This is a genomic window from Glycomyces mayteni, from assembly GCF_042428885.1.
GTDB classification, from domain to species: Bacteria; Actinomycetota; Actinomycetes; order Mycobacteriales; family Micromonosporaceae; genus Glycomyces; species Glycomyces mayteni.
This window is the reverse complement of record NZ_JBHMBP010000005.1, coordinates 548020-572306: the sequence shown is the minus strand read 5'-3', so window position 1 is coordinate 572306 and position 24287 is coordinate 548020. Positions and strand designations below refer to the sequence as shown.

Annotated in this window: 23 protein-coding genes; 9 read left to right on the top strand and 14 right to left on the bottom strand. The window is 70.7% G+C overall.

The annotated features are described in order from the left end of the window. Positions 1-27: 27 nt before the first annotated feature. From ACFFXY_RS24225 to ACFFXY_RS24195, 7 genes are all read right to left on the bottom strand, one after another. Entirely contained in the window at positions 28-825 is a 798-nt protein-coding gene (locus tag ACFFXY_RS24225) for a hypothetical protein (RefSeq protein WP_382356662.1), read from the bottom strand. A 5-nt stretch (positions 826-830) separates the two neighbouring features. Further along, positions 831-1544: a hypothetical protein gene (locus tag ACFFXY_RS24220; RefSeq protein WP_382356660.1), complete on the bottom strand. Its 714-nt coding sequence runs from the start codon at positions 1542-1544 to the stop codon at positions 831-833. An 11-nt stretch (positions 1545-1555) separates the two neighbouring features. Continuing rightward, on the bottom strand, positions 1556-1870 hold the full coding sequence (locus tag ACFFXY_RS24215; RefSeq protein WP_382356658.1) for a type VII secretion target: 315 nt from the start codon (positions 1868-1870) through the stop codon (positions 1556-1558). Further along, positions 1867-2271, bottom strand: coding sequence for a YbaB/EbfC family nucleoid-associated protein (locus tag ACFFXY_RS24210; RefSeq protein ID WP_382356656.1), 405 nt, complete (start codon positions 2269-2271; stop codon positions 1867-1869). The genes ACFFXY_RS24215 and ACFFXY_RS24210 overlap by 4 nt, the downstream gene beginning before the upstream one ends. A gap of 192 nt (positions 2272-2463) precedes the next feature. After that, entirely contained in the window at positions 2464-4074 is a 1611-nt protein-coding gene (locus ACFFXY_RS24205; RefSeq protein WP_382356654.1) for an acyl-CoA dehydrogenase family protein, read from the bottom strand. Positions 4075-4153: 79 nt separating this feature from the next. Next, the gene (locus ACFFXY_RS24200) at positions 4154-5683 is read right to left on the bottom strand and encodes an alpha/beta hydrolase (RefSeq protein WP_382356652.1); all 1530 of its coding nucleotides are present in this window, start codon (positions 5681-5683) and stop codon (positions 4154-4156) included. 137 nt (positions 5684-5820) lie between these two features. Then, the gene (locus ACFFXY_RS24195) at positions 5821-7002 is read right to left on the bottom strand and encodes a TetR/AcrR family transcriptional regulator (protein WP_382356650.1); all 1182 of its coding nucleotides are present in this window, start codon (positions 7000-7002) and stop codon (positions 5821-5823) included. A gap of 171 nt (positions 7003-7173) precedes the next feature. Here ACFFXY_RS24195 and ACFFXY_RS24190 point away from each other — a divergent pair, with 171 nt between their 5' ends. The 3 genes from ACFFXY_RS24190 (at position 7174) to ACFFXY_RS24180 (ending at position 11529) form a co-directional block, all read left to right on the top strand. Further along, the gene (locus ACFFXY_RS24190) at positions 7174-8445 is read left to right on the top strand and encodes an MFS transporter (protein ID WP_382356648.1); all 1272 of its coding nucleotides are present in this window, start codon (positions 7174-7176) and stop codon (positions 8443-8445) included. A 14-nt stretch (positions 8446-8459) separates the two neighbouring features. Then, positions 8460-10217, top strand: coding sequence for a glycoside hydrolase family 3 protein (locus ACFFXY_RS24185; protein ID WP_382356646.1), 1758 nt, complete (start codon positions 8460-8462; stop codon positions 10215-10217). Positions 10218-10458: 241 nt separating this feature from the next. Further along, the gene (locus tag ACFFXY_RS24180; RefSeq protein WP_382356644.1) at positions 10459-11529 is read left to right on the top strand and encodes a 3-deoxy-7-phosphoheptulonate synthase; all 1071 of its coding nucleotides are present in this window, start codon (positions 10459-10461) and stop codon (positions 11527-11529) included. A 48-nt stretch (positions 11530-11577) separates the two neighbouring features. Here the strand turns inward: ACFFXY_RS24180 and ACFFXY_RS24175 are convergent, their stop codons facing one another. Continuing rightward, entirely contained in the window at positions 11578-12060 is a 483-nt protein-coding gene (locus ACFFXY_RS24175; protein WP_382356642.1) for a hypothetical protein, read from the bottom strand. Positions 12061-12146: 86 nt separating this feature from the next. Here ACFFXY_RS24175 and ACFFXY_RS24170 point away from each other — a divergent pair, with 86 nt between their 5' ends. After that, positions 12147-13295 (top strand): GyrI-like domain-containing protein, encoded by a 1149-nt coding sequence (locus ACFFXY_RS24170; RefSeq protein ID WP_382356640.1) that lies wholly within the window; start codon positions 12147-12149, stop codon positions 13293-13295. Here the strand turns inward: ACFFXY_RS24170 and ACFFXY_RS24165 are convergent. Next, complete coding sequence (locus tag ACFFXY_RS24165) at positions 13292-13804, bottom strand: GNAT family N-acetyltransferase (protein ID WP_382356638.1); 513 nt, start codon at positions 13802-13804, stop codon at positions 13292-13294. The genes ACFFXY_RS24170 and ACFFXY_RS24165 overlap by 4 nt on opposite strands. A gap of 53 nt (positions 13805-13857) precedes the next feature. Between ACFFXY_RS24165 and ACFFXY_RS24160 the strand changes: the two genes are divergently transcribed. Then, a complete protein-coding gene (locus ACFFXY_RS24160) occupies positions 13858-14619 on the top strand; it encodes a sulfite exporter TauE/SafE family protein (RefSeq protein ID WP_382356636.1) in 762 nt (253 codons plus the stop codon). Here ACFFXY_RS24160 and ACFFXY_RS24155 read toward each other — a convergent pair. Both ACFFXY_RS24155 and ACFFXY_RS24150 read right to left on the bottom strand, forming a co-directional pair. Continuing rightward, the gene (locus ACFFXY_RS24155; protein ID WP_382356634.1) at positions 14609-15448 is read right to left on the bottom strand and encodes a deoxyribonuclease IV; all 840 of its coding nucleotides are present in this window, start codon (positions 15446-15448) and stop codon (positions 14609-14611) included. The genes ACFFXY_RS24160 and ACFFXY_RS24155 overlap by 11 nt on opposite strands. A gap of 63 nt (positions 15449-15511) precedes the next feature. After that, positions 15512-15829, bottom strand: coding sequence for a DUF2218 domain-containing protein (locus ACFFXY_RS24150; protein WP_382356632.1), 318 nt, complete (start codon positions 15827-15829; stop codon positions 15512-15514). Positions 15830-16021: 192 nt separating this feature from the next. On the opposite strand from ACFFXY_RS24150, the gene ACFFXY_RS24145 reads away from it, so the two are divergent. Both ACFFXY_RS24145 and ACFFXY_RS24140 read left to right on the top strand, forming a co-directional pair. After that, positions 16022-18751, top strand: a complete 2730-nt coding sequence (locus tag ACFFXY_RS24145) for a beta-L-arabinofuranosidase domain-containing protein (RefSeq protein ID WP_382356630.1) — start codon at positions 16022-16024, stop codon at positions 18749-18751. Between the two features lie 90 nt (positions 18752-18841). Further along, a complete protein-coding gene (locus tag ACFFXY_RS24140) occupies positions 18842-19846 on the top strand; it encodes a hypothetical protein (protein ID WP_382356628.1) in 1005 nt (334 codons plus the stop codon). Positions 19847-20628: 782 nt separating this feature from the next. Here the strand turns inward: ACFFXY_RS24140 and ACFFXY_RS24135 are convergent. Then, positions 20629-21594, bottom strand: a complete 966-nt coding sequence (locus tag ACFFXY_RS24135) for an alpha/beta hydrolase (RefSeq protein ID WP_382356626.1) — start codon at positions 21592-21594, stop codon at positions 20629-20631. 157 nt (positions 21595-21751) lie between these two features. Between ACFFXY_RS24135 and ACFFXY_RS24130 the strand changes: the two genes are divergently transcribed. Continuing rightward, positions 21752-22516: a GNAT family N-acetyltransferase gene (locus ACFFXY_RS24130; RefSeq protein WP_382356740.1), complete on the top strand. Its 765-nt coding sequence runs from the start codon at positions 21752-21754 to the stop codon at positions 22514-22516. Between the two features lie 117 nt (positions 22517-22633). Next, positions 22634-23143 (top strand): TetR/AcrR family transcriptional regulator, encoded by a 510-nt coding sequence (locus tag ACFFXY_RS24125; protein WP_446685447.1) that lies wholly within the window; start codon positions 22634-22636, stop codon positions 23141-23143. Here ACFFXY_RS24125 and ACFFXY_RS24120 read toward each other — a convergent pair. Beyond that, the gene (locus ACFFXY_RS24120) at positions 23127-23372 is read right to left on the bottom strand and encodes a DUF397 domain-containing protein (protein ID WP_382356624.1); all 246 of its coding nucleotides are present in this window, start codon (positions 23370-23372) and stop codon (positions 23127-23129) included. The two genes, ACFFXY_RS24125 and ACFFXY_RS24120, sit on opposite strands and share 17 nt — an antisense overlap. Then, positions 23347-24174: a Scr1 family TA system antitoxin-like transcriptional regulator gene (locus ACFFXY_RS24115; protein WP_382356621.1), complete on the bottom strand. Its 828-nt coding sequence runs from the start codon at positions 24172-24174 to the stop codon at positions 23347-23349. The genes ACFFXY_RS24120 and ACFFXY_RS24115 overlap by 26 nt, the downstream gene beginning before the upstream one ends. Positions 24175-24287 lie beyond the last annotated feature (113 nt).

The window sequence follows — 24287 nt, the reverse complement described above, 5'->3', positions numbered from 1 at the left end:
CTCCTTCAGGGTCCGCGGCTCCGGGTCTCACTCTACGATGTTGATTCTGATCGTCGACCCGTCCGGGATCTGCCGGAGCTGCGAGTTGATCTGCCCGCCCATCCCGTGGTTGGTGACCGAGTCGATGGCCCACATGTTGGCCTGCTCGTCCTTGCCGCCGAGCTGGAGCTCCTGCGCGTGGTCGATCTGCTGCCGGTCGAGCTCCTGGAGCCGCTGGTTGACCTCCGCCTGGTTCTCGGAGGTGTGGAGGATCTCGTACTCCTTGTCGCGCCGCCACTGGTCGACGGTGCTGCCGCGGTCGTCGCCGTCGCCGGTCTTCTTGGTGAGCGAGCCGTCCGTGCCGAGCTGCTGGAGGTGGTTGGCCTTGGAGTCGAAGTCGGCCTGGTCCCAGTCGTCGTGCTTGCGCAGGTTGATGGTCCACGAGCCGTCCTCGTTCTGGGTCGGCGCGTCGAGGTTCTCGGTGTAGCCCGAGGAGTACTCGGGGGTCTGCTTCGGGCGGTCGGCCGAGCCCTTCTTCGGGATCTCCAGGACGGTCCCGTCGTCCATCTTGCGCTTGCGCCGGTGCGGGTGCTGCTCGGGCGCGCCCGGGGTCTTCGGGCGGGCGGCGGTGGCGCGGGTGCGCGTGTCGGCGGCGTCGGAGGCGTGGCCGCGGCCAGCCAGGGGGCTGCGGTGGCGGGTGCCGCCCGCGTCGGAGTCGGCGTCGGCGCCCGAGCGGGGGCGGCTGGTGTCCACGTCCACGTCCACGTTCGTGTGGTGGCGGGTGTGGAGTCCGATGAGCCCGAACAGGACCGGGAGGAGGAGTGCTTGGCGGAGGAGTCGGCGCATGGGGTTCACCCGAAGAGGAGGTCGCGGAGGGCGGTGATGGAGTCGATGAGGCCGGTGATCCAGCCGAAGATCTTGCCGACCCACTCGGTGATGCGCATGACGGCCTTGGGGATGACCCAGGCGGCGCCGATGCCGACGGTGAAGGCGACCTCGGCGGCCCACGCGATGAGGGACCCGATGCACTCGGCGACGAAGTCCCGCACGAACTCGCGGACCATCGTGACGAGCTGTCCCGCGCCGCGGGTGGCGGTGCCGAGGGAGAGCGCGGTGCCGCCGACGCAGGCGACCACGTCGGCGTTGGCGTCGCCCATGGCGTGGTAGGCGGTGGAGGCCTCGCCGGTCCAGGTGGTGAGGTCGGCCTTGACGGAGGCGGCGAGCTGCTCGGACATCTCGAAGCACGCGGTGGCGACGTTGTCCCAGGTCATCGCGTGGGCTTCGACGAGGGTGGGGTTGCCCGCGAGCATGTCGAGGGCCTCTTGGAGGGGCTCGACGTGCTCGATGAGCCAGCCGACGCCCGCGGCGGCGAGGGTGCCGATGGGGTCGATGACGGCGCCGACGGTCTCCAGGGCCACGCCGAGACCGGCGACGGAGGCGTCGATCCAGGACCCGGAGTCGATGGCCATGGCCAGGCCCGCATAGGACTCGACCATGCCCGCGCCCGCGAAGGCCGCGCCCGGCTGGGCCGGCACATCGCTTTCGGTCGCAACGAGATCGCTCACGGACTCGTCTCCTAGAGCTCGTTCTGGATGGTGCGGTAGTCCTCGGCCGTGGCCTCGTCGACCGACTCGTAGTCGTCGGCGGTGGCGCGCACGGCCTGGGCGAGGAGGTCGAGGTTCTCCTCGGCCATCGAGGTCAGCTCCTTCTGCTCGTCCTGGCGCCCGGCGAGGATCGGGGGCAGGAACTGGCAGATGATGCCGTACGCCTCGTTGTCCTGGGCGATGGTGTCGATCGCGGAGAGCACGTCGGCGAACCGCGCGCGCACGGCGTCGATGTTGGCCGCGTGGGCGCGGAGGTCGTCGGGGACGACGTCGAAGCGGTCGCTCACGGCTGCTCGTCCTCCTCCGGCTCGGGGAAGCGCATCTTGATGGAGTCGACCAGGGCGCGGGCGGTGGGGGAGGACGCGGAGAGGCGCTCGTTCACCGCGGCCTTGGCGGCTTCGAGGAGGTTCCGGCCCGCGGTCTGGTACGCCTCCATGAACTGGCGTTCGGCGTGGCGCAGCTGCATCCGCTGCATCTCGGGGGCGAACTGGACGCCGACGACGGCCCCGGAGGAGTTGAGCTTGACGGCCACGGCCCCGTTGCGGTCCATGCCGATCGCGGTGAGCTCCTGGACCGCCTCGGAGGCCGCGACGGCGTCGGCGGCCATCTTGTCGGCCTTCTCTTTCCAATTCGCGAGCGCGGCGCGCGCGTCGTCGGGGCTGGCGATGTTCGCATAGGGGTTATCCATGCTGCTCCGTTCCGTTGCGATGCCGACGGTTACTCACGGCCCGGCGGTGGCTACAACCCCTGAATATAGATCTTGTTCACCTTCTGTAGGGAGCCGGTTTGCGGCGCAGCGACATACGAGTGTGGTAGTGGGGCCGGTGGGGCTGGATTTGCGTCGGCCTTGGCATGAAATGGGGATAAAGCGAGGTGCCCGCTACCCGGGGAGGTGCCGCGCCACGATCTCCTTGGCGGCCTTGACGGGCACCGCGCCGTACGCGAGGCCGCGGTCGGGCCCGAGGCGGGTGGCGCAGAAGGCGTCGGCGACCTCGGCGGGGGCGTGGCGCACGAGCAGGGACGCCTGGAGAGCGAGCCCGAGGTCCTCGGTGAGGCGGCGCGCGCCGGTCTGGTCCACCCCGGACATGAGGGTCCGCTTGACGCCGTCGAGGTGGGCGGCGAGGCGGGCGTCCTCGGCCGCGGCGGGCTCGACCTCGGCGAGGAACGCCTCCGTGGACTGCGGCGAGGTGCCCAGGGCGCGGAGCACGTCGAGGCAGATGACGTTGCCTGAGCCCTCCCAGATCGACAGGAGCGGCTGCTCGCGGTAGCGGCGCGCGAGCGGGGCCTCCTCGATGTACCCGTTGCCGCCCAGGCATTCCAGGGCCTCGGCGGCGTGGCCGGGGCCGCGTTTGCAGACCCAGTACTTGGCGACGGCGGTGGCGAGGCGGCGGAACGCGGCGTCGCCAGGGGCGTCGTAGGCGCTCGCGAGGCGCATCATGACCGCGGTGGCGGCCTCGGACTCGACGCACAGGTCGGCGAGGACCTGCGTCATGAGCGGCTGGTCCACCAGTTTCGCGCCGAACGCGCTGCGGTGCGCGGCGTGCCAGGTCGCCTCGGCGACGGACTGGCGCATCCCGGCGGCGGTGGCGATGACGCAGTCGAGGCGGGTGTGGTTGACCATCTCGATGATGACCGAGACGCCGCGGCCCTCGTCGCCGACGCGGTGCGCGAGGGCGTCGTGGAGCTCGATCTCGGCGGAGGCGTTGGAGCGGTTTCCGAGCTTGTCCTTCAAGCGCTGCAACCGGATCGCATTGCGGGTGCCGTCGGGGAGGACGCGGGGGAGCAGGAAGCAGGTGAGCCCGCCGGGCGCCTGGGCCAGGACCAGGAACGCGTCGTTCATCGGCGCCGAGCAGAACCACTTGTGGCCCCGCAGCGCGTACATGCCGTCGGCGGTGGGCGTGGCCGCGGTGGTGTTGGCGCGCACGTCGGAGCCGCCCTGCTTCTCGGTCATCGCCATGCCCAGGAGCACGCCCGCCTTGCCGGCGGCGGGCCGCAGCCCGAAATCGTAAGTGCGGGAGGTGATCCGCGGCTCCCACTCGGCGGCGAGCGCGGGCTCGGCGCGCAGGGCCGGGACGGCCGCATAGGTCATCGAGATCGGGCAGCAGTGCCCCGGCTCGGTCTGCGCGAGGAGCGAGAGGGTCACGGCGCGGGCGGCGTGCGCGCCCGGTCGCGGCTCGGCCCACGGCATCGCGTGCGCGCCGTGCTCGACGGCCAGGCCCATGAAGCGGTGCCAGGAGGGGTGGAAGTCGACCTCGTCGACGCGGTTGCCGTACCGGTCGTGGGTGCGCAGCACCGGCGGGTACCGGTGGGCCTCCTCGGCCCAGCGGGCGGCGTCGGGTCCGGCGAGGACTTCCCCGAGCGCCCGCGCGTCGTCTGCGATCCACTCGGCGCCCGTCCGCGCGGCGGCCTCCACGAGGGGCCGGTTGCCGTCGAAGAGGTTGCGGCCCAGGAGGGGCGGGGGCTGGTTGACGACGGTGTGGGTCTCGGTCATGGCGCGCTCCCGGGCTCGGCGGTTCCCACATGGTAGTACGGCGGCCGGGCCGCGGGCCCGGCCGCCGCGTCTCGACCGTCTAGTAAGGACCGACCGGGGTCCGCCGCGCCGAGAGCGCGGAGGTCTCCGGGAAGTCCAGGTTCGGGCAGCTCAGGCCCGCTTCGGGGACGGTCCGGTCGACGAAGTAGGCGTTCACCGCGTCGTCCACGCACGGGGAGAACCCGCCGTAGACGGTGTGGAAGTAGCCCTCGTAGGTGATGAGGTGGCCGTCGGCCTGGTCGGCCGCGGCCAGCGTCCACGGGTAGACCGTGGCCGGGTCGTGCTCGTTGCCGATGAAGACGATCGGCGGCGCGGAGCGGGGGACGTCGAGCTCCTCGCGCTCGTTGGTGTAGTCGATGTCGGAGCCGATGCAGGTGAGCGCGTGCTGGTCGTACGACGACCACTCCACATTGGGCGAGTCTTCGGCGAGGCGGTCCACGAGGGACGCGAACTCGTCGTAGTCCTCGATGTCCCAGCCCCAGTCCTGGCACCACGCGGGGTAGTACAGGTACTCGAACAGCTCGGGCTCCTCCTGGAGCAGCCCGGCGCCGCCCTCGTCGGGCGGGAAGACCACGCCGTCGCGCATGGCCTCGTACTGGATCGCCAGGGCCGGCCAGCCCTGCGGGTAGTTGGCGGTGAAGGTGTAGTTCTCCGAGAGCGTGATGAAGTCGAGCGGCTCGCCCAGGTACGGGTCGATCAGCTCCCCGGCCCGCGCCTGCTCCTTGATGCCCGCGTAGACCGACTCGACGTCCTCGCCGTGGAGCGCGCACTCAGGAGCGGACTCGCACCATGCGGTGAACTCGTTGAAGTTCTGCTCCACGGCCGCGGTCTCGGTCCGCATGAAGTCCCATGTGGTCTCCAGGCTGTGGTCCATGTTGCCGTCCAGGACCATCGTGCGGATGTTCCGCGGGTACCGCTCGGCGTACTGCTGGCCCATGAGGGTCCCGTACGAGTACCCGAGGAAGTTGAGCTTGCCCTCGCCGAGCGCGCGGCGGATGCGCTCCATGTCCTGGACGGTCTCCAGGTTCGAGACGTGGTCGAACAGGCGGCCGGTGTGCTCGCGGCAGTCCTCGGTGAGCGCGGCGTTCGCGTCCTCGCGGGCCTCCCACGACTCCTGGTCGGTGGGGAACGGCGCGCCGACCGCGGCGAGGAGCGCGTCCTCGCTGCACAGCACCTGCGTGCTGGTGTTGACGCCGCGCGGGTCGAAGCCGACGATGTCGAACTTCTCGGCGGCCTCGCCGGTGAGCGGGCTGCCGTTCATGACCGAGCCGGCGCCGGAACCGCCGGGCCCGCCCGGGTCCATGAGGACGGTCCCGATCTTCTCGTCGGGGTTCAGGGCCTCGCGCTTGGCCAGGCCGATCTCGATCGTGCCGCGCCAGGGCCGGTCGTAGTCGAGCGGGACCTTGATGGTCGCGCACTCGACGGCCTCGGCGGGGTCGACGTCGGGGCAGGGCCCCCAGTCGATGCCGCCGCGGTTCGCGCTCGCGGCGAGCGGTGCGGCGGCGAGGAGGGTCAGGGTGAGGGCGGCGGCCGACGCGGCCGCCGCCAGGGTGCGGGTGAGTGGTCTCAAGCCGGAAGTCCTTCCAGTCGAAGGGATCCGAGAGCGGTGATCGCTCGGTTCCCCTCAGGATTGTAAAGAACGCACCGAATTGTCGCAGCCCGCGGGCGATGCCCTTTTAGTCCGTTGAAACCCTTGCGCCCCAATGGTCACGGGAGCAGCAGGCGCTCCAGATGGGACTTCAGCTCCGCGTCCACGTCCACCGACGCCGGGTCGTACAGCCACTGCACCTGGAGCCCGTCCCACAATGCCGTGAACCAGGCGGCCTCGCGGCGCGGGTCGCGGTCGGCCCCGATCTGGCCGCTGGCCTGGAGCATCGCGAAGACCGACGCGAAGTGCGCGGTCACCCAGGCGAAGCGCCGCTTGAAGTACCCGTGGGCCGGGTGCGCGAGCGCGGTCGCCTCGCCCGACAGGACCGTGTACAGCTCGACCAGGCCCGGCCGGGCGCTGTCGCCGCGCGCGCCCGCCACGACCTCCCGCAGGAACGCCCTGGGCGCCAAGGGCTCCCGGATACGGTCGTTGACGCGCTCGTCGCGGCGGGTGAGCACCGCGGTCAGCAGCGCGTCCTTCGACCCGAAGTGGTGCAGCAGCGTCGACTTGGAGGACCCGACCCGGGAGGCGATGTCGCTCAGGGAGGTCGAGGAGAACCCGCGCTCGGCGAACAGCTCGGTGGCCGAGTCGAGGATCTTCGCGCGCCGCTCGCGCCCGGGCGCGTACCCCGACTCCTCGGCGACCGGCCCGTCCTGGACGGCCACGACCATGCCCGCCTCGGCGGCCGGGGCCGGGGCCGCGAGGTCGCCGCCGGGGCCCTGCGGCCGCGCGTAGTACGCGTCGAGCTCGGACGGCACGTCGAGGCCGTCGAGGTACAGCGACATGATCTGGAGCCCGTCCCACACGGCGATGAGCGCCGAGTCCACGGCGTGCTCGCCGTGGCTGAGGGAACGGAGCTGCTCGTACCGCCGCCGCATGTGCTCGTGCGCGGGATGCCCGGCCGAGGCCGCGTCCCCGGTGAGGGCCGCGAACAGCTCCACGTACCCGGTCACCTCGGCGTTGCGCCGCGCCAGCGCCGGGACGGCGACCCACGGCGGCAGGTCGGCGTGCGCGTCGTACCAGTCCTGGTTGGCGTCCTCCCAGCGCGTCAGGAGTGCCAGGAGGAGTTCGTCCTTGGAGGCGAAGTAGCGCAGGAGCGAGGCGTGCGAGATCCCGGCCTTGGCGGCGATGCCGCGCAGCGAGACGCCGCTGAAGCCCTCGGCGGCGAACAGGTCGCGGGCCGCGTCGAGCAGCTCCTCCCGGCGGGCGAGGCCGGGGGCGTAGCGGCGCACTTCGGGCACGCGGGCTCCTTGCGGGCGGTACTGCATCGAAGCGGCACGGATGCGCCGCGCCGCCAAGCCTATACGCCCTCGCGGAAATTCCGAGGCCAAAAAGCTAACCAGTCGGTCAGGTTTCGAGCTACAGTCCTGTCAGCGGGGGCGACGGAGCCCCCTCTGAAGAAAGGTCCCCCGATGACGACGACGTCACCTACGGCCGAAGCGCCCCTCGCTCCCGCCCGTGAACCGCGCTCGTACCCCTTCGCGCTCGCCGGAGCCAACTTCGGCCTCTACGTGGCGCTGCTGACCCCGGTCATGGTCTCCATGGCGTTCAAGGTCCAGCACCTCACCGCCACCCCGGAGGAGGCCGCCTCCTCCCTCGGCCTGGTCCTCGGCGTCGGCGCGTTCTTCGCCCTCGTCGCCAACCCCCTCGTCGGCCGCCTGTCCGACCGCACCACCTCCCGCTTCGGCATGCGCCGCCCCTGGATCGTCGGCGGCGTCCTCACCGGCTTCCTCGCCCTCGCCCTCATCGGCGCCGCCCAGTCCGTGTGGCTCGTGCTCCTCGGCTGGTGCGTCGCCCAGGCCGCCCTGAACGCCGTCATGGCCGCCGCCAACGCCACCCTCCCCGACCAGGTCCCCGCCGAACGCCGCGGCAAGACCTCCGGCATCGTCGGCATCACCACCCCGCTGGGCATCCTCGGCGGCTCGTTCCTGGTCAACTTCATCGACGGCGACTTCGCCCGCTTCACCGTCCCCGCCGCCCTCGCCGTCGTCCTCTGCACGCTCTTCGCGCTGACCCTCAAGGACCGCGTCCTCGAAGAGAAGCCCGCCCAGCGCCTCACCCTCGGCCGGTTCCTCGGCTCCTTCGTGTTCAACCCGGTCAAGCACCCCGACTTCGGGTGGACCTGGCTCACCAAGTTCCTCGTCATGTTCGGGTACGCGGGCATCGCCGCCTACCTGCCGTACTACCTCACCGAGGGCTTCGGCCTGAGCGAGAAGGAGGCCGTCTCCACGATCCTGCTCGCCAACCTCGCCTCGATGGTCATGATGGCCCTGTCCAGCCCCATCGGCGGGATCGTCTCCGACCGCCTCGGCAAGCGCCGCGCCCCCGTCGCCTTCGCGGGCGCCGTCATGGCGATCGGCCTCGCCATCCTCGCGTTCGCCCCCAGCGTGGGCGTCGTGATCCTCGCCCAAGGCGTCATCGGCCTCGGCGCGGGCGCGTTCTTCTCCGTGGACCTCGCCCTCGCCACCCAGGTCCTGCCGAACCCCGACGACACCGCGAAGGACCTCGGCGTCCTCAACATCGCCAACGCCCTGCCGCAGTCGATCGCCCCGGCCATCGCCCCCGCGATCCTCGCCGTCGGCGGCGCGACCCCCCTCGGCGGCTACCCGTTCTGGTACCTGTTCGGCGCGGTCGTCGCGCTGGCGGGCGCCGTCCTGGTCTACCGCATCAAAGCCGTGAAGTAGGAAGGGAAACCGCAATGTCCGATCTAGACACCCGCTACAAGGACGCCGCACTGCCCGTGGCAGACCGCGTCGAGATCCTTCTCTCCCAGATGACCCTGGAGGAGAAGGCCGGGCTGTTCTTCCACACGATGATCGTCCCGAGCACGGACGGCGAGCTCGCCGGCCCCGACCCGATGTTCGGCGGCCCCTCCAACGAGGAGTACGTGAACGGGCTCCTGATGAGCCACTTCAACCTCCTCGGCGGCATGCCCTCGGCCCGCCTGGGGGCGCGCTGGCACAACCGCCTCCAGGAGGCGGCCCTGCGGACCCGCCTGGGCATCCCGGTCACGGTCTCCACCGACCCGCGGCACGCCTTCAGCGACAACCCCCTGGCCGCCCTGGCCTCCGGCGCGTTCTCGCAGTGGCCCGACATGCTCGGCTTCGGCGCCCTCGGCGACGAGGGCCTGGTGGAGCGGTTCGGCGACATCGCCCGCCGCGAGTACACCGCCGTGGGCATCCGCGTCGCCCTGCACCCGCAGATCGACATCAGTACGGACTCGCGCTGGGCCCGCCAGCTCAACACCTTCGGCGAGGACCCGGCCACCGTCTCGCGCCTCGGCGCGGCCTACATCCGCGGCTTCCAGGGCCCCGAGCTCGGCCCGGAGTCCGTGGCCGCCATGGCGAAGCACTTCCCCGGCGGCGGCCCCCAGAAGGACGGCGAGGACCCGCACTTCCAGTACGGGCGCGAGCAGGTCTACCCCGGCGGGAGGTTCGAGCAGCACCTGGAGCCCTTCGCGGCCGCGTTCGCGGCGAACGTCTCGCAGATCATGCCGTACTACGGGATGCCCGTGGGCACCGAGTACGAGGAGGTCGGCTTCGGCTTCAACAAGTCCGTCATCACCGGGCTCCTGCGCGAGCGGTACCGCTTCGACGGGATCGTCTGCACCGACTGGGGCCTGATCTCCGACTCCGAGATCATGGGCCAGCCGTTCCCGGCCCGCGCCTGGGGCGTCGAGCACCTCACCCCGCGCGAGCGGATGGTCAAGATCCTCGACGCGGGCGCCGACCAGTTCGGCGGCGAGGCGATCCCGGACCTCCTGGTGGACATCGTCAAAGCCGGTGAAGTGAGCGAGGAGCGCCTCGACGCCTCCGCGCGCCGCCTCCTGCGCGAGAAGTTCGTCCTCGGCCTGTTCGACCACCCGTTCGTGGACGAGGACGCCGCCGAGCGCACCGTCGGCTCGCCCGAGTTCCTCGCCGCCGGTGAGGCCGCTCAGCGCGCCTCCGTCACGCTGCTGACCAACGACGGGACGCTGCCGCTGCGCAAGGGCCTCAAGCTGTACGTCGAGGGCATCGACGCCGAGACGGCCGCCGCGTACGGCACCGTCGTGCCCACCCCCGAGGAGGCGGACGCGGCCGTCATCCGGCTCCAGGCGCCCTTCGAGGAGCGCGGCACGGTGTTCGAGAACTTCTTCCACGCCGGGTCGCTCGACTTCCCGGACGAGACGCTCGCGCACCTCGCGAAGGTCGCCGCCGCCGTCCCCACCGCGGTCGACGTGTTCCTCGACCGCCCCGCGGTCCTCGGCCCGGTGGCCGACACCGCCGCCGCGCTCACCGCCACCTACGGCACCAGCTCCGCGGCCCTCCTCGACGTCCTCACCGGGAAGGACCAGCCGCGCGGGAGGCTCCCGTTCGACGTGCCCTCCTCGACCGAGGCCGTCGCCGCCAGCCGTCCCGACGTGCCCTTCGACACGGAGGACCCGCGCTTCCGGTTCGGGCACGGCCTGTCCTACTAGTCGAGTTCGCGGCGTGCGGGAACCGTGTGCTACGGTTCCCGCATGTCCGCCGTCCGCTGGTATCAGCGCTTTACGCAGGCTCCGGGTGGAGCCCGCGGTCACTTGCGCTGACCACACGGACACCCGGAGCCACGCGGCAGAGACATCCGTCTCTGCCGTTCGTCGTTGAGGCGGGCCTGGCACCGGGCAGCTCTGAGTGGATTCCCACCCGCCTCTGCACACCAGAGGAGACTCCCGCTCGATGAGCACGCCAGCCAACGCCCCGCAGACCAGCGACCTCCGCGTGCGCGGCTTCCAGCCGCTCGTCGCCCCGGCCGTCCTCCGCGGCGAACTGCCGCTGGGACCCGACCGCGCCGCCCTCGTCGCGCACAGCCGCGCCGCCGTCAACGACGTCCTCACCGGCGACGACGACCGGCTCCTCCTCGTCGTCGGCCCCTGCTCCGTGCACGATCCGGCCGCCGCCCAGGACTACGCCCGCCGCCTCGCCGCCGCCGCGGCCCCGCTCGCGGACGACCTCCTCGTCGTCATGCGCGTCTACTTCGAGAAGCCCCGCACCACCGTCGGCTGGAAGGGCCTCATCAACGACCCGCACCTGAACGGCACCCACGACATCGAGACCGGCCTGCGCCTGGCCCGCCGCGTGCTCCTCGACGTGCTCGACACCGGCCTGCCCGTCGGCTGCGAGTTCCTGGAGCCGCTGAGCCCGCAGCACATCGCCGACGCCGTCTCGTGGGGCGCGATCGGCGCGCGCACCACGGAGTCGCAGGTCCACCGCCAGCTCGCCTCCGGCCTGTCGATGCCCATCGGCTTCAAGAACTCCACTGACGGCGACCTCGGCGGCGCGATCGACGGCTGCCGCTCGGCCGCGGGGGAGCACACGTTCTTCGGCGTGGACGAGGACGGCCGCGCCTCCATCGTCTCCACCAGCGGCAACCCCGACTGCCACATCATCCTGCGCGGCGGGCGCGGCGGCCCCAACTACGGGCCCGAGGACGTGCGCGACGCGCTGGCGCTCCTCGCCAAGCACGGCATGGCCGAGCACCTCGTGGTCGACGCCAGCCACGCCAACTCCGGGAAGGACCACGTGCGCCAGGCCGAGGTCGTGCGCGAGCTCGCCGACCGGATCGCCCACGGCGAGCGCGGCATCGCGGGCGTCATGATCGAGTCGTTCATCGAGCCGGGCCGCCAGGAGCCCGGCCCGCTCGACACGCTCGTGTACGGCCGGTCGGTCACCGACGCCTGCGTCGGCTGGGACGAGACCGAGCGCCTCCTCGGCGAGCTCGCGGCCGCGGTCCGCGCCCGCCGCGCGTAGCGGAACACAGAACGGCGCGCCCGGAGACCGGGCGCGCCGTTTCGCGTCTCAGCGGGGGCCGTAGCCCGGCGGGGGCTGCTGCGGCCACTGGCCCTGCTGCTGGGGCGGGTACCCCGGCTGCGGGTACTGCTGCTGCTGCGGGTACGCGCCGGGCGGCGGGTACTGGCCCGGCTGCGGCTGCTGCGGGTAGCCGGGCTGCGGGGCGTACTGGCCGGGGTGGGCCTGGTGCATCACCGGGGCGGGATTCTTGCGGCCGCGGGCGATCTGGGCGACGGTGAAGATGCCGAAGCCCAGCATGCCGGCGCCGACGACGAAGAGGACGACGCCGGTGCCCTTGTTGTCGCTGCGCTGCTCGTCCAGGGTGCGGTCGGTGGAGCTGCCGTCGTCGTACGTGGTGCAGATGTCGCCTTCGGCCATCGTCTGGCCGCCGCAGTCCACGTCGTCCGAGGTGGTCATGGTGAAACCGCCGTAGAACATGAACGGGGCCATGATGAGCGCGATGATGCCGTAGAACTTGGTCCTGCCGGACACGGGTTCTCCTCGCAGGGGTCGGGGGCGGAAATGACGAAGGCGACCGTACACCTCCGCCGCCATGATTCTAGTACTAGAATAGGCGCATGGACGCCCTCACCGACGCCGAGCTGACGATCCTCGGCCTGCTCGTGGAGCACCCGCGCCACGGCTACGAACTGGAGCACGTGATCGAGGAGCGCGGCGTGCGCAACTGGACCGCGCTCGGGTTCTCCTCCATCTACTACGTGCTCGACCGGCTCGCCAAGCGCGGCCTCATCGAGGCGGTCGGCCCGCGCGCCGCCGCGAAGTCGCGGGTCCCCTTCCAGGCCACCGACACCGGACGCGAGCAGTGCGCCGCCGCCACCCGGGAGGCCCTCGCTGCGCCCTCGCCGGTGCGCGCCCGCGTGCTCGTGGCGATGGCGAACAGCCCCGCGCTGCCCGACGCGGAGGTGGCCGCGGGGCTGGCCGAGCGCCGCACCGCGCTCGCCGAGCGCCTCGCCGAACTGCGCGCGATCCGCGCTGCCCAAGAACCCCTCCCCGCCGCGGCCCGCGGGATCTTCGACTACAGCGAGGCGATGCTCACCGCCGAGATCGCCTGGGCCGACACCACGCTGACGACCTACGAGCAGGAGACCGCCATGGACAAGTACGACGTCAAGAAGGCCCGCAAGGACCTCTACGCCCCCTCGGCGAAGGACTTCGCCCTCGTCGAGGTCCCCGAACTGCGCTACCTCGCAGTGGACGGCCACGGCGACCCGAACGCGGGCGCCGCCTACGGCGACGCCGTCGAAGCCCTCTACAGCACCGCGTACGCCCTGAAGTTCGCGAGCAAAGCGGACGGCCGCGACTTCACCGTGGGCCCGCTCGAAGGGCTCTGGCGCTCAGCGGACCTCGCGGCGTTCGTGGAGCGCCGCAAGAAGGACTGGGACTGGACCATGATCATCAGCCTCCCCGAGTGGATCACCGACGACCAGGTCCGAGCAGCGGTCGCCAAGGCCGCCGAGAAGAAGGACAACCCGGCCCTGGAGAAGCTCCGCGTCCTCACCCTGAACGAGGGCCCCAGCGTCCAGATCCTCCACCACGGCTCCTACGACGACGAGGGGCCGACGCTCGACCGCCTCCACAACGCCTACATGCCCGAGCACGGCCTCACCTTCAACGGCGACCACCACGAGGTCTACCTCAGCGACCCCCGCCGCACCGAGCCCGCCAAGCTGAAAACCGTGCTGCGCCAACCGGTCAGGCCGGTCTAGGTCTCCTCGGTCCGGTACACGCGGAAGCCCCGGGACTCGTAGTTGCGCAGCGCCACAGGCGAGTCGTCCGTGCAGGTGTGGCCCCACACCCGCGCGGGCGCGGCCAGGGACGGCCACCGCTCGTGGAGCGTCCAGGCCCGCGCGATGCCCTCGCTCAAGAGGTGCCCGCCGAAGCCCTGCCCGATGAACCCCGGCAGCAGCCCGAAGTACGCGAGCTCGACCTCACCGGCGTTGGAGCCGTCGAGCTCCGCGAACCCGATCGGGGTGCCGCGCACGTACCCCACCCAGGTCTCGACACCCGGCCGCTCCAGGTAGGCGCGCCATTCGTCCCCGGACCAGACGCGGCGGTCCGTCCAGTTCCAGTCCGCGCCGACCGCGGTGTACAGGAAAGCGCTGTACTCGACGCTCGGGATCTCGGCCCGCACCACGGACACGGCCTCGGCCGGGGCCTTCGCGGCGTGCAGGTCCGCGCGGTCGCGCATCTCGAAGTACCAGGTGGTCAATGTCATGCGGTCCCTTTCTCGCGGTCGCCGGATGATCGCACATGCGAGGATCGGGAACCGTGACCGCCCTACCGCACGACGCCCTCGCCTGGACCGCGCTCGCGGCCGGCGCCCTCCTCGTCGGCTTCGCGAAGGCCGGGATCAGCGGCAGCTCCTCGATCGCCATCGTGCTGTTCGCGGCGGTCATGCCCGCGAAGGAGTCGACCGGCGCGCTCCTGACCGTGCTCATCCTCGGTGACCTGTTCGCCATCCGCTACTACTCCCGCCACGTCGAGTGGCGGATGCTCGCCCGCCTCGCGCCCTGGGCGGTCGCGGGCGTCGTCGGCGGCGCGTTCATCCTCAATTACACGGACGACGCCGCGGTGCGCCCGCTCATCGGCTGGATCCTGCTCGCGCTGCTCGTGCTCCAGCTCGTGATGAAGTCCGCGCGCAAGGACAAGGACGCCACCCCCGACCTGCCGCCGCTCCTGCGCCACGGCGCGGCGGGCCTCACCGGCACCGCCGCGGGCGCGGCCACGATGCTCGCCAACGCCGCCGGGCCGGTCATGGTCCTGTACCTGTTCCTCGCCGGGTTCTCGAAGCTCCAGTTCCTCGGCACGATGGCCTGGTTCTTCCTGGCGATCAACCTGTTCAAGGTCCCGATCAGCGTGGGCCTGGGCCTCATCGACTGGGGCACGCTCGCCCTCACCGCCTGCCTCCTTCCGGCCGTCGCCGTCGGCGCGCTGGCGGGCCGCGCGGTCGTCAAACGGGTCGAGCAGCGCCAGTTCGAGATCGCGACGCTCGCGATGACCGCGGTCGGCGCGGCGCTCCTCATCCTCTAGCGAGCTTCTTCGCGTAGGCCACGTCGTGCTCGCGCGTGTCCGTCTCGGTGACGAGGGGGACGTGCTTGAGCAGCGGCGTGCGGGCGGCGGTGCGCAGGCCCTTGTCGCCGAGGACGCCCTGGCCGAGGGTCTGGTGGCGGTCGCGGCGGGAGCCGCGGGCGTCCTTGGAGTCGTTGTAGTGGACGAGGCCGATGCGGTCGGGGCCGATGTCGTCGGTGAGGGTGCGCAGGGACGCGGCGAGGGCCTTGGCGTCGGCGAGGGGTTCGCCCGCGGCGTGGAGGTGGCAGGTGTCCAGGCACAGGCCGACCTCGGGGATGCCAACGGCGTCAAGGTACTCGGCGGTGGACTCGAACGTGGAGGCCATCGAGTTGGCGGCGCCCGCGGTGGGCTCGACGAGGAGCCGCACCGAGTCGGGGGCGCCGTCGAGCACGGCCCCGTACGCGCCCGCGAGGCGGCGCAGGGCCGCATCGCGGTCGCCGTTCTTGGAGGACCCGGCGTGGACGACCACGCCGAGCGCCCCGAGCTTCGCGGAAGCGGCCAGCGCGGCGCGCAGGTGCTCCACGGACTTGTCGAGGGCGTCCTCGTCGGGGGACGCCAGGTTGATCAGGTACGAGGCGTGGACGTAGACGGGCAGGCCCCGGTCGGCGCACTCGCTTCGGAACTTCTCGGCCGCCGCGGCGTCCACCTTCGGGAGGGCCCACCCGCGCGGGGAGCCGATGAAGATCTGGACGACCTCCGCGCCGATCGCGTCGGCCTCGGCCAGGCCCTTCTTGACCAGGCCCCCGCCCACCGGCACGTGCGCTCCGATCGGCCGCTGCTTCGCCACCACCGCTGTCCCCCTTCGTCGCCCGTATTGTCCCGCATCGGGGACGCGGGCGGCGCCGATCCCCGGTCAGCGCCAGACGACGCGGAGGTTGTCGCGGTGGCCGAGGCGTTCGAGGTGGACGGCGAGGGCGTCGCGGAGGTTGGAGAGGGACGCGCCGTCGTCGGCGGTCACGAGGAGGGAGAGGGACTCGGGGCCGAAGTTGAGGAGGCCCTCGCCGATGCCGAAGTGGAGCCGGTAGCCGCCGGGCAGTGGCTCGACGGGGACCTTGCGGCCCAGGTGCTCCGCGAGCAGGTCGGCGTAGCTTGCCGATCTGTGGGTCGCGACCTGGGCCGTGGAGACCAGCAGGCCGCCCTGGTCGTCGCGGATGGTGGTCGTCTCGATCATGCGTTCCCCTCCGAGAACTGCGCTCCGTTGCCCTGTCCCGTCACCGTTCGGGTACTCCCGCAGGTTAATCACCGCGGGGCCTATTTGTCAATGACGACAACAAATCCAGGGAGGGACAGGTTGACACGAGTGTTATCGATAAATATATTGGTATCAATGTGACCGTGCACATACTCCAGATAGGAGCACTCTATGCCGTCCTCACCTCTGAGTCGACGCCGCCTCTTCCAAGCCGCCGGCGCAGCCGCCGTCGCGACCGCCGTGGCCGCCCCCGGCACCGCCCACGCCGCCGTCGCCCCCGTGCGCACCGACATCGGGAACCTCGTGCAGCCCTTCGCACTCGGCCGCGTCAGACTCGACGCCGGGCGCTGGCTCGACAACCAGAACCGCACCCTCTCATACCTGCGCGACGTCGACACGGGCCGCCTCCTCTACAACTTCCGCGCCAACCACGGCCTCTCCACCGGCGGCGCCGCCGCCAACGGCGGCTGGGACGCCCCCACCTTCCCCTTCCGCACCCACATGCAGGGCCACTTCCTCACCGCCTGGGCCCAGGCCTGGGCCGTCCTCGGCGACACCGCGAGCCGCGACCGCGCCAACACGATGGTTGCCGAACTCGCCAAGTGCCAGAACAACAACGCCGCCGTCGGCTTCAGCGCCGGCTACCTCTGCGGCTTCCCCGAATCCGACTTCAACGCCCTCGAAAACGGCACCCTCTCCAACGGCAACGTCCCGTACTACGTGGTCCACAAGACCCTCGCGGGCCTCCTCGACGTCTGGCGCCTGAACGAGAACAACCAGGCCCGCGACGTGCTCCTGGCCCTCGCCGGCTGGGTCGACACCCGCACCGCCCGCCTCACCTCCACCCAGATGCAGAACGTGCTGCGCACCGAGTTCGGCGGCATGAACGCCGTCCTCGCCGACCTCTACCAGCAGACGGGGACGGCGCGCTGGCTCGCCGCGGCCCAGCGCTTCGACCACGCCTCCGTCTTCGACCCGCTCGCGAACGGCACCGACGCGCTCAATGGCCTGCACGCGAACACCCAGGTGCCCAAGGCGATCGGCGCGGCCCGCGAGTACAAGGCCACCGGCACCACCAGGTACCGCAACATCGCGGACAACTTCTGGTCGATCGTCACCAGCGCCCACACCTACGCGATCGGCGGCAACTCCGAGGCCGAGCACTTCCGGCCCGCGAACGCCATCGCGTCCTACCTCGACAACGACACCTGCGAGGGCTGCAACTCCTACAACATGCTCAAGCTGACCCGCGAACTGTGGCAGCTCGACCCCGAGGACGCCTCCTACTTCGACTTCTTCGAGCGGGCCCTCCTCAACCACCTCATCGGCTGGCAGGACCCGGGCAGCGCCCACGGCCACATCACCTACTTCACGCCCCTGAAGGCGGGCGGTCGCCGCGGGGTCGGCCCGGCCTGGGGCGGCGGCACCTGGTCCACCGACTACAACTCGTTCTGGTGCTGCCAGGGCACCGGCATCGAGACGTTCACCAAGCTCATGGACTCGGTGTACTGGTACGCCGGGACCACCTTGTGGGTCAACCTCTTCACGCCCTCGACCCTCACCTGGTCCGAGCGCGGCATCACCGTCGCCCAGTCCACGGCCTACCCCGTCTCCGACACGACCACCCTCACCGTCACCGGCCCCACCGGCGGCTCGTGGACGATGCGCCTGCGCATCCCCTCGTGGACGCAGGGCGCGACGGTCGCCGTCAACGGCGCGGTCCAGTCGATCGACACCACCCCCGGCACGTACGCGACCCTCACCCGCGCCTGGGCCTCCGGCGACACGGTGACCCTCAAGCTCCCCATGCGGCTCGTCGTCGAGCCCTCGAATGACAACGCTGAAGTCGCGGCGGCGGTCTTCGGCCCCACCGTCCTCTCCGGCAACTACGGGTCCACGGCCCTGAGTGCCCTGCCCGTGCTCGAACCCGAGTCGATCCAGCGCACCAGCGCCTCCTCGCTCGCGTTCACCGCGACCGCGAACGGCGCCAGCGTGAACCTCGGCCCGTTCTACGACGCCCACGGCCACAACTACACCGTCTACTGGAACACCGGCGGCGGCAGCACCGACGCCCCCGCCTACAAGCTCTACAACGCGAACTCGAACCTCGTGCTCGGCGTGCGCGACATGTCCACCGCCGACGGCGGCCTGGCCGTGCAGTGGAACGACACCTCCACCGCCGACCACTTCTGGGAGCTGGTCGTCTCCGGTTCGGCCCTGAAGATCCGCAACCGCAACAGCGGCAAGGTCCTCGGCATCCAGGACATGTCCACCGCCGACAACGCCCCGGCCCTCCAGTGGTCCGACAACGGCACCGCCGACCACCTCTGGACCCCCGTCGACCAGGGCGACGGCACGCACAAGCTCCGCAACTCCAACAGCTCGAAGCTCCTCGGCGTCTCCGGCGCCTCCACCGCCGCCGGGGCCCAGGCCGTGCAGGCCCCCGACGACGGCACCGCCGACAACCGCTGGCGCTTCGTCCCCGCCGGGGCCCGCCGCATCCAGAACGTCAACAGCGGCCTGGTCATCGGCGTGCAGAACATGTCCACCGCCAACGGCGGCCTCGCCATCCAGTGGGCCGACAGCGGCACCGCCGACCACCTGTGGACCGCGGCCCTCGACACCGGCGGCTACTTCAAGCTGCGCAACTCCAACAGCGGCAAGGTCCTCGGCGTCGAGAACGCCGCCACCGCCAACGGCTCCCGCGTCGTGCAGTGGGACGACAACGGCACTGCGGACCACCGCTGGCGCCTGCGCTGGGGCAGCGGGAACGCCTTCCGCATCCAGTGCGCCAACGGGGGCCGGGTCCTCGGCGTCTCGGGGGCCTCGACCGCCTCCGGCGCGCAGATCGTCCTGTGGGACGACAACGGCACCGCCGACCACCTCTGGAGGTTCATCTAGCATCGAGTACGTCGGCGGGACCGGTCGCCGCCGGACCGGGCCCGCCGCCGTGCGTCCACCGTGGAGCGCGGACGACCGGGGAGGCCCACAGTGGTGTACGGCAAGACCGACCAGGAGCGCTACGAGCTGAAGACGACGCAGCTCAAGGAGTTCGTCAAGGACGACGAGGACCACGGCTACAGCGTCTCCGACCGCGCCCGGGTGCGGTACGCGGTCCGCGCCCTCAACGCCGCCGAGTCGCACCTCTCCCGCCTCGACCCGCTCCTCACCGACGTGCGCGCCCGCTACGCCGAGGCCCTCTTCCGCGCGGGGACCGGCGCGCGCCGCCTGCGCGACCACCTCGGGTACGTCATCCGCGAGGCCAGCGTCATCCACGGCCCGAAGTCCCCGGTCGTCGGCGGCCTCAAGATCATCCAGGCCGAGGAGCGCCCGATCGGCGGCGCCCGCGCCCTCCGCAAGATCGCGCGCATCCGCTTCCAGGCCGAGCAGATGCGCGAACTCGGCGGTCTCCCGTACGCCTTCGCCATGCAGGACCTCGCCGAGCGCCTCCGCGCCTCCGGCCGCCACGAGCAGTTCGCCGAGACCCTCGGCTCGCTCGTGCGCGACCGGAACTCCCTGGGCCTCAACGACGATGAGCAGCTCCTCTTCGCCCAGCTCGTGGGCGCCGCCCTCATGGAGGCCGGGGAGGTCGAGACCGCCCTCCCGCTCCTGGAGGAGGCCCGCCGCCGGCCAGGGGACCCCGCCGAGGCCATCCCCGGCGACGCCGACTGGGAGACCGGCTTCCTCGCGGTCACGACTGCGGCATGCCAGCTCGCCAACGGCAAGCCGGAGGATGCTGAGGGCGTGCTGAGTGATGCTTTGCAACGACTTGGGGCCGACGGCGATGACCAGGACAAGCACCTCGGCAAACTCCGGCACCGCACCGTCTTCGAGCTTGGCACGGCCGTCTTCCTCCAGGGCCGGACCGTCGAGGCCGTGGACCGCTTCCAAGAAGCCTGCGACCTCATCGCGCGAACGGCCAGCCCGCAGGAGGCCACCTTCACGGCCTATAGGAACACGAGGGTCTACGCCGAGATTCGCGCTCGCGGCGCGTAGGCGGCAGGTGGGGGCGGGGAGGGAGCGCGGCTTTGCGGTAGGTCGTGGGCGGGGTTCGAGCGGGCGGCGACGAAGGGGTGGGAGGGTGGTTCGGTCGGGCGGGTTGCCTTGGGGCGGTTGGGGTTCGGGGGCGGAATGTGAGTGGTTTGTACGCGTGTGGGTGATGACAGTCGGGGTTGTGCGAGGGAGAATTGGGGTACGCACAAGGACAGGGAAATCGTACAGGTGTCGGGCGGTGTAAGCAGACTAAGCCAAGCCTCTGGCCGACCGGCATACCGGACAATTTCCGAGGCGCGCAGGCCCGCAATGAACCGGGGCCATCGCATGTAGATCTCATCCTGATGGTGCTATCGGGACCCGCAGCAGCCGACGACCCGCGAGGGCGTCACCGGGCGGGGGACCTGGGGGAGGGATCACCCCGACCGCAGGCAGTGTCCGCTACGAGGCACACGACCGGACCACCGAAGCGACCGTTCACGGCCGAGCACAACGCCAGTACGCCAGTAGCCAGTACGCCAGCGCGAGCAGCGGCGCCACCAGCCGGGCATTAGAGGACCCGGCACCGGCAATGCTTTCAGCGCGCGGCACTGCACGGCACCGTACTGCACAGGCCGCATGCCATATGCCACTACCCTGCCGGGTGCCACCGCGCCCGCATGGAGCGGCGACACCCCCGACAGGAATCCGTCCTGGCCCGGGGAACCAAGACGGCGGGAAGCCGCCATGGCGGACAGGAGGGCCGCACATTGAGTTCAGCGAAGCAACTGCAACGGGCGGCGCCCCTAGCGCGGAACCTGCGCGCGGAGGTGTTCGGCAAGGAACGAGACGGTCTCGGACCGGGCGAGTTTTGCGGCGGGGACCAGGCCTGGGGTGCTGATGAAGCCGTGAGTTGCTCTGGGGTACACCGCGATTCGGGCTTCTGCTCCATCGGCCCGCAAGCGGTCGATGTAGCGGGTGCCGTGGTCCAGGGCCGCGTCGAGGGCGCCGACCACCACGAGGGTGGGCGGGGTGCCTTGGAGGTCCGGGAACACCGCGGGGGAGTAGGCCGCCTGGTCGATCCCGGCCGGGAACGCCAGCTCGGCGGACTTGAGGAACTTGGGGACCGACAGCCCCGGGTGGTGGGCGTTGCGCGCTACCGAGGGGTAGTCGGTCATTGTCGCTGACCAGTCCGTAGCCGGGTTGGCGAGGACCTGAGCCCGAACACGGGGGCCTGTCTCGCGAGAGCGCAGGGCCAGGAGGGCGGCGATCGTCCCCCCGGCGGACTCCCCGAACACCGCGATGGCCTCGGGGTCGAGGTTCCAGCCGAAGGGGTCTTCGGCGAGTGCTTCGATGGCCGCGATGCCGTCATCGACTGCGGACGGTGCCGGGTGGTCGGGAGCGAGGCGGTAGTCCACGCCGACCACGACCGCGCCCAGCGCGGCCGACATCCCGCTGTTCACCCAGTCGTTCTGCTCGGGCAGTCCGCCGATGAACCCGCCGCCGTGGAACGACAGCACCAGCGGCAGCGGCCCCTCCGCGCGCACGGGCCGGAACGCCCGCAGGCGCAAACGCCGCCCGGGCAGGTCGAGGAACCGCTCCTCGACCCGAGCGCCCGGGTCGGGCCGCCCGGTCACGAACCGCAGCAGGGGCGAGGACATGAGCTTCTCGGACTTCGCGCGCATCGCGACGACCTCTTCGGGGCCGATCGCCGACCAATCGACCTTGTCCTTCATCAGGATTCGGACGCCGAGGTGGGGTTTCAGGGTCATGGCTTCCTCCGATCTCGAATACGCTACTGATGGTAGCGTAATGTTGGAGGGCATGCCACACGACCGCGTTCAAATGACGTGCGGTCCCCGCTCGGCCGTGCTGGGATTCATCCTTATGCGCGACTCTTTCCCCAATGAAGTTGACCTGATGGACAGGATGGAACGGAACCTCGCCGAACACGCCTGCCACCTGCACCGGGACCTGCCCGGCGCGACCGTCGCGGAGACCGGCGACCTCCTGATCGCGGACAGCGGCCTGGACGACGACACGTTCAACATCGTCGCCGCGGCCCGCTTCACCGCCGCCGATGCTGCGGCCCGCATCGCCGAGACCATCCGGACACTCGCCGACACCGGGCGCGGCTTCTCCTGGTGGGTAGGGCCCGCCTCGACACCCACCGACCTCACCGCCCGACTCACGGCAGCCGGTCTGCCGGAGTCCGAACGCGAGACGGCCATGTGGGCCGAACTGGACGACGCCCCGCCGCCTCCTACGGCCGAGGGCCTGGACATCCGCAACGTGACCACGCGAGAGCAGCTCGCCGACTACGCCACGGTCATCGCCGCGAACTGGGACCCGCCCGCCGCGACCGTGCGCGACTTCTTCTCCCGGGCCGCTCCGCAGGCGCTCGCTGCGACCAGCCCGGCCCGGTACCTGGTGGGCTACATGGAGAACCGTCCGGTCTGCTCCGCGGAGGTCTTCTACCACGCAGGAGTCGCCGGGATCTACAACATCGCCACCCTGGCCGCCCACCGCCGACGCGGGTACGGCGGCGCCATCACGCTCGCGGCCCTCCGATCGGCCCGCGAGCGAAACCACCGCATCGCGGTCCTTCAGGCGTCGGCCGAGGGCGAGCCCGTGTACCGCCGCCTGGGATTCCGCGCCTGCGGCCAGTTCGTCGAACACGCCGTGAACGCCTGAGCCGTCCTGTCTCCGCGGACCCGATCGAGGCGGATGCGCTGTCGGCCCGGCCGTTGGCGCTAGCCTGTCCGGGTGCCATCATCTACTGCCTCTTCGGCCGGGCGGCCCCGGTCGGATTTGAACGCCGTGGTCTTCGCGGCGACGCTGCGGACGGTCGCGGAGCTCGGGTATGCGGGGGCGACCATGGATCGGATCGCGGCGGGGGCGGGGACTGCGAAGACCACGCTCTACCGGCGCTGGCCCTCGAAGGGGGCCTTGATCATCGATTGCCTGCTGGACGTCTTCAGCCCGATGCCCGAGCTGGGGGAGGACCAGTCGGCGACGCTCGCGGGCGCGGTGCGCTGGCTCGCGGGGAAAATCGGAGAGCCGGGTGTCGGCGCCGCCTTCGCTGGGGTCTTCAGCGACGCGGTCAACGACCCGGCTCTACGGGAACTGCTGAGCACCCGTTTCCAGGCGCCCTATCTGGAGATGTTGAAGGATTATCTCGGTGAGTCCGAACAGCGGATTCTGTTGTTCATCGACGTCATCACGGGGACCCTGCTTCACCGCATGGGCATGATCGGCCGCCCTATGGATGACGAGGATGTCGAGATGCTGATCCTTATGGCGCTCAGAGCGTTCGAATGAGGGCTACTAGATCGCGTTCACCCAGGTCGAACAGCGGAGAGCCGTCGCCGAGCTTCGAGTCCCGAAGATGGAATCCAGCATCCTTGCAAGGAGCGATTTCCACGCAGTTGCCACCGCCACCGCTACTGCTGAGACTGCTCTTCCGCCATGAACGGCGAAGTTCCACGCAGTCCGAGTTGCCACCGCCGCCACTGCGGGTGCTCTTACGCCAAGCGGTTACGTTCTGCATCGAGGAATTCCTCCAGTTGGTCGCAGCGGGTCCAGTTCCCCTTGATGCGCCCATGGTATCCCGTGGCCCGCGCCAGCTCCTCGATGCACCAGCTCCGGTCATGGATCTGAACGTAGGTGAACGGCGGCCCGGCGGTCGGACTCTTCCCGGGGACGTAGACGCTGAACGGACTGCCGAGATTGCTCGGCCCGTTCATGACGCGGATCTCCCAGTTGGGCCGGGAGTTCCACTCTCGCAGGGCCTCGATCTGGTCGCGGCGGTCGGAGGCTTCCATGACCTTGAGGTCGTAGAAGCAGGTCGCCCCCATGATGATGCTCATCCGGTAGTTGTCGGTGCGGAGCTGGATCTCCTCCTGCCGCTCCTGCTTGAAGTCGGCGCCGAACTCGGTCTCCTCGTCGGTCATGCCCTCGGCCGGTTGCAGCACCTGCTTGTCGTACGCGCGCGTCTGCACGATGCCCGGGAAGAGGTGGGACTCGTACTTCCAGATGGAGCCGTAGTGGAGTTCGGCCTTGGCGAGGCCCAGTGCGTTGTACCGCGGATCGGTCTCCAGGTTGAGGCTCGTCTTGTCCCTGGCGATGTTGGCGAGGAACTGGGTGATCTCCGGGCTCATCCCGAGCGTCTGACCGATGCCGATCATCTCGGCGTAGGTCGGGATCGTGACACCGTTCTCCCAGTTGCGGATCGTCCCCTCACTGATGCCCAGCAGAATCGCGAGGGCCCTTTGGGTGAGCCCCATCCTGATTCGTGCGTCCGCGATGTGGATGCGGATCTGCCAGCCGGTGAGAGCCGAATGGTTCGCCATGTGCGCCTCCGTCGTACCTGGTGGGACATTTAGGGTCCCATGTCCCCAGGCCAAACGAGAGCCGCCACGGGCGGTTACTTCCTTTGTGCATTGGGTGGCCGCAACAATTCAGC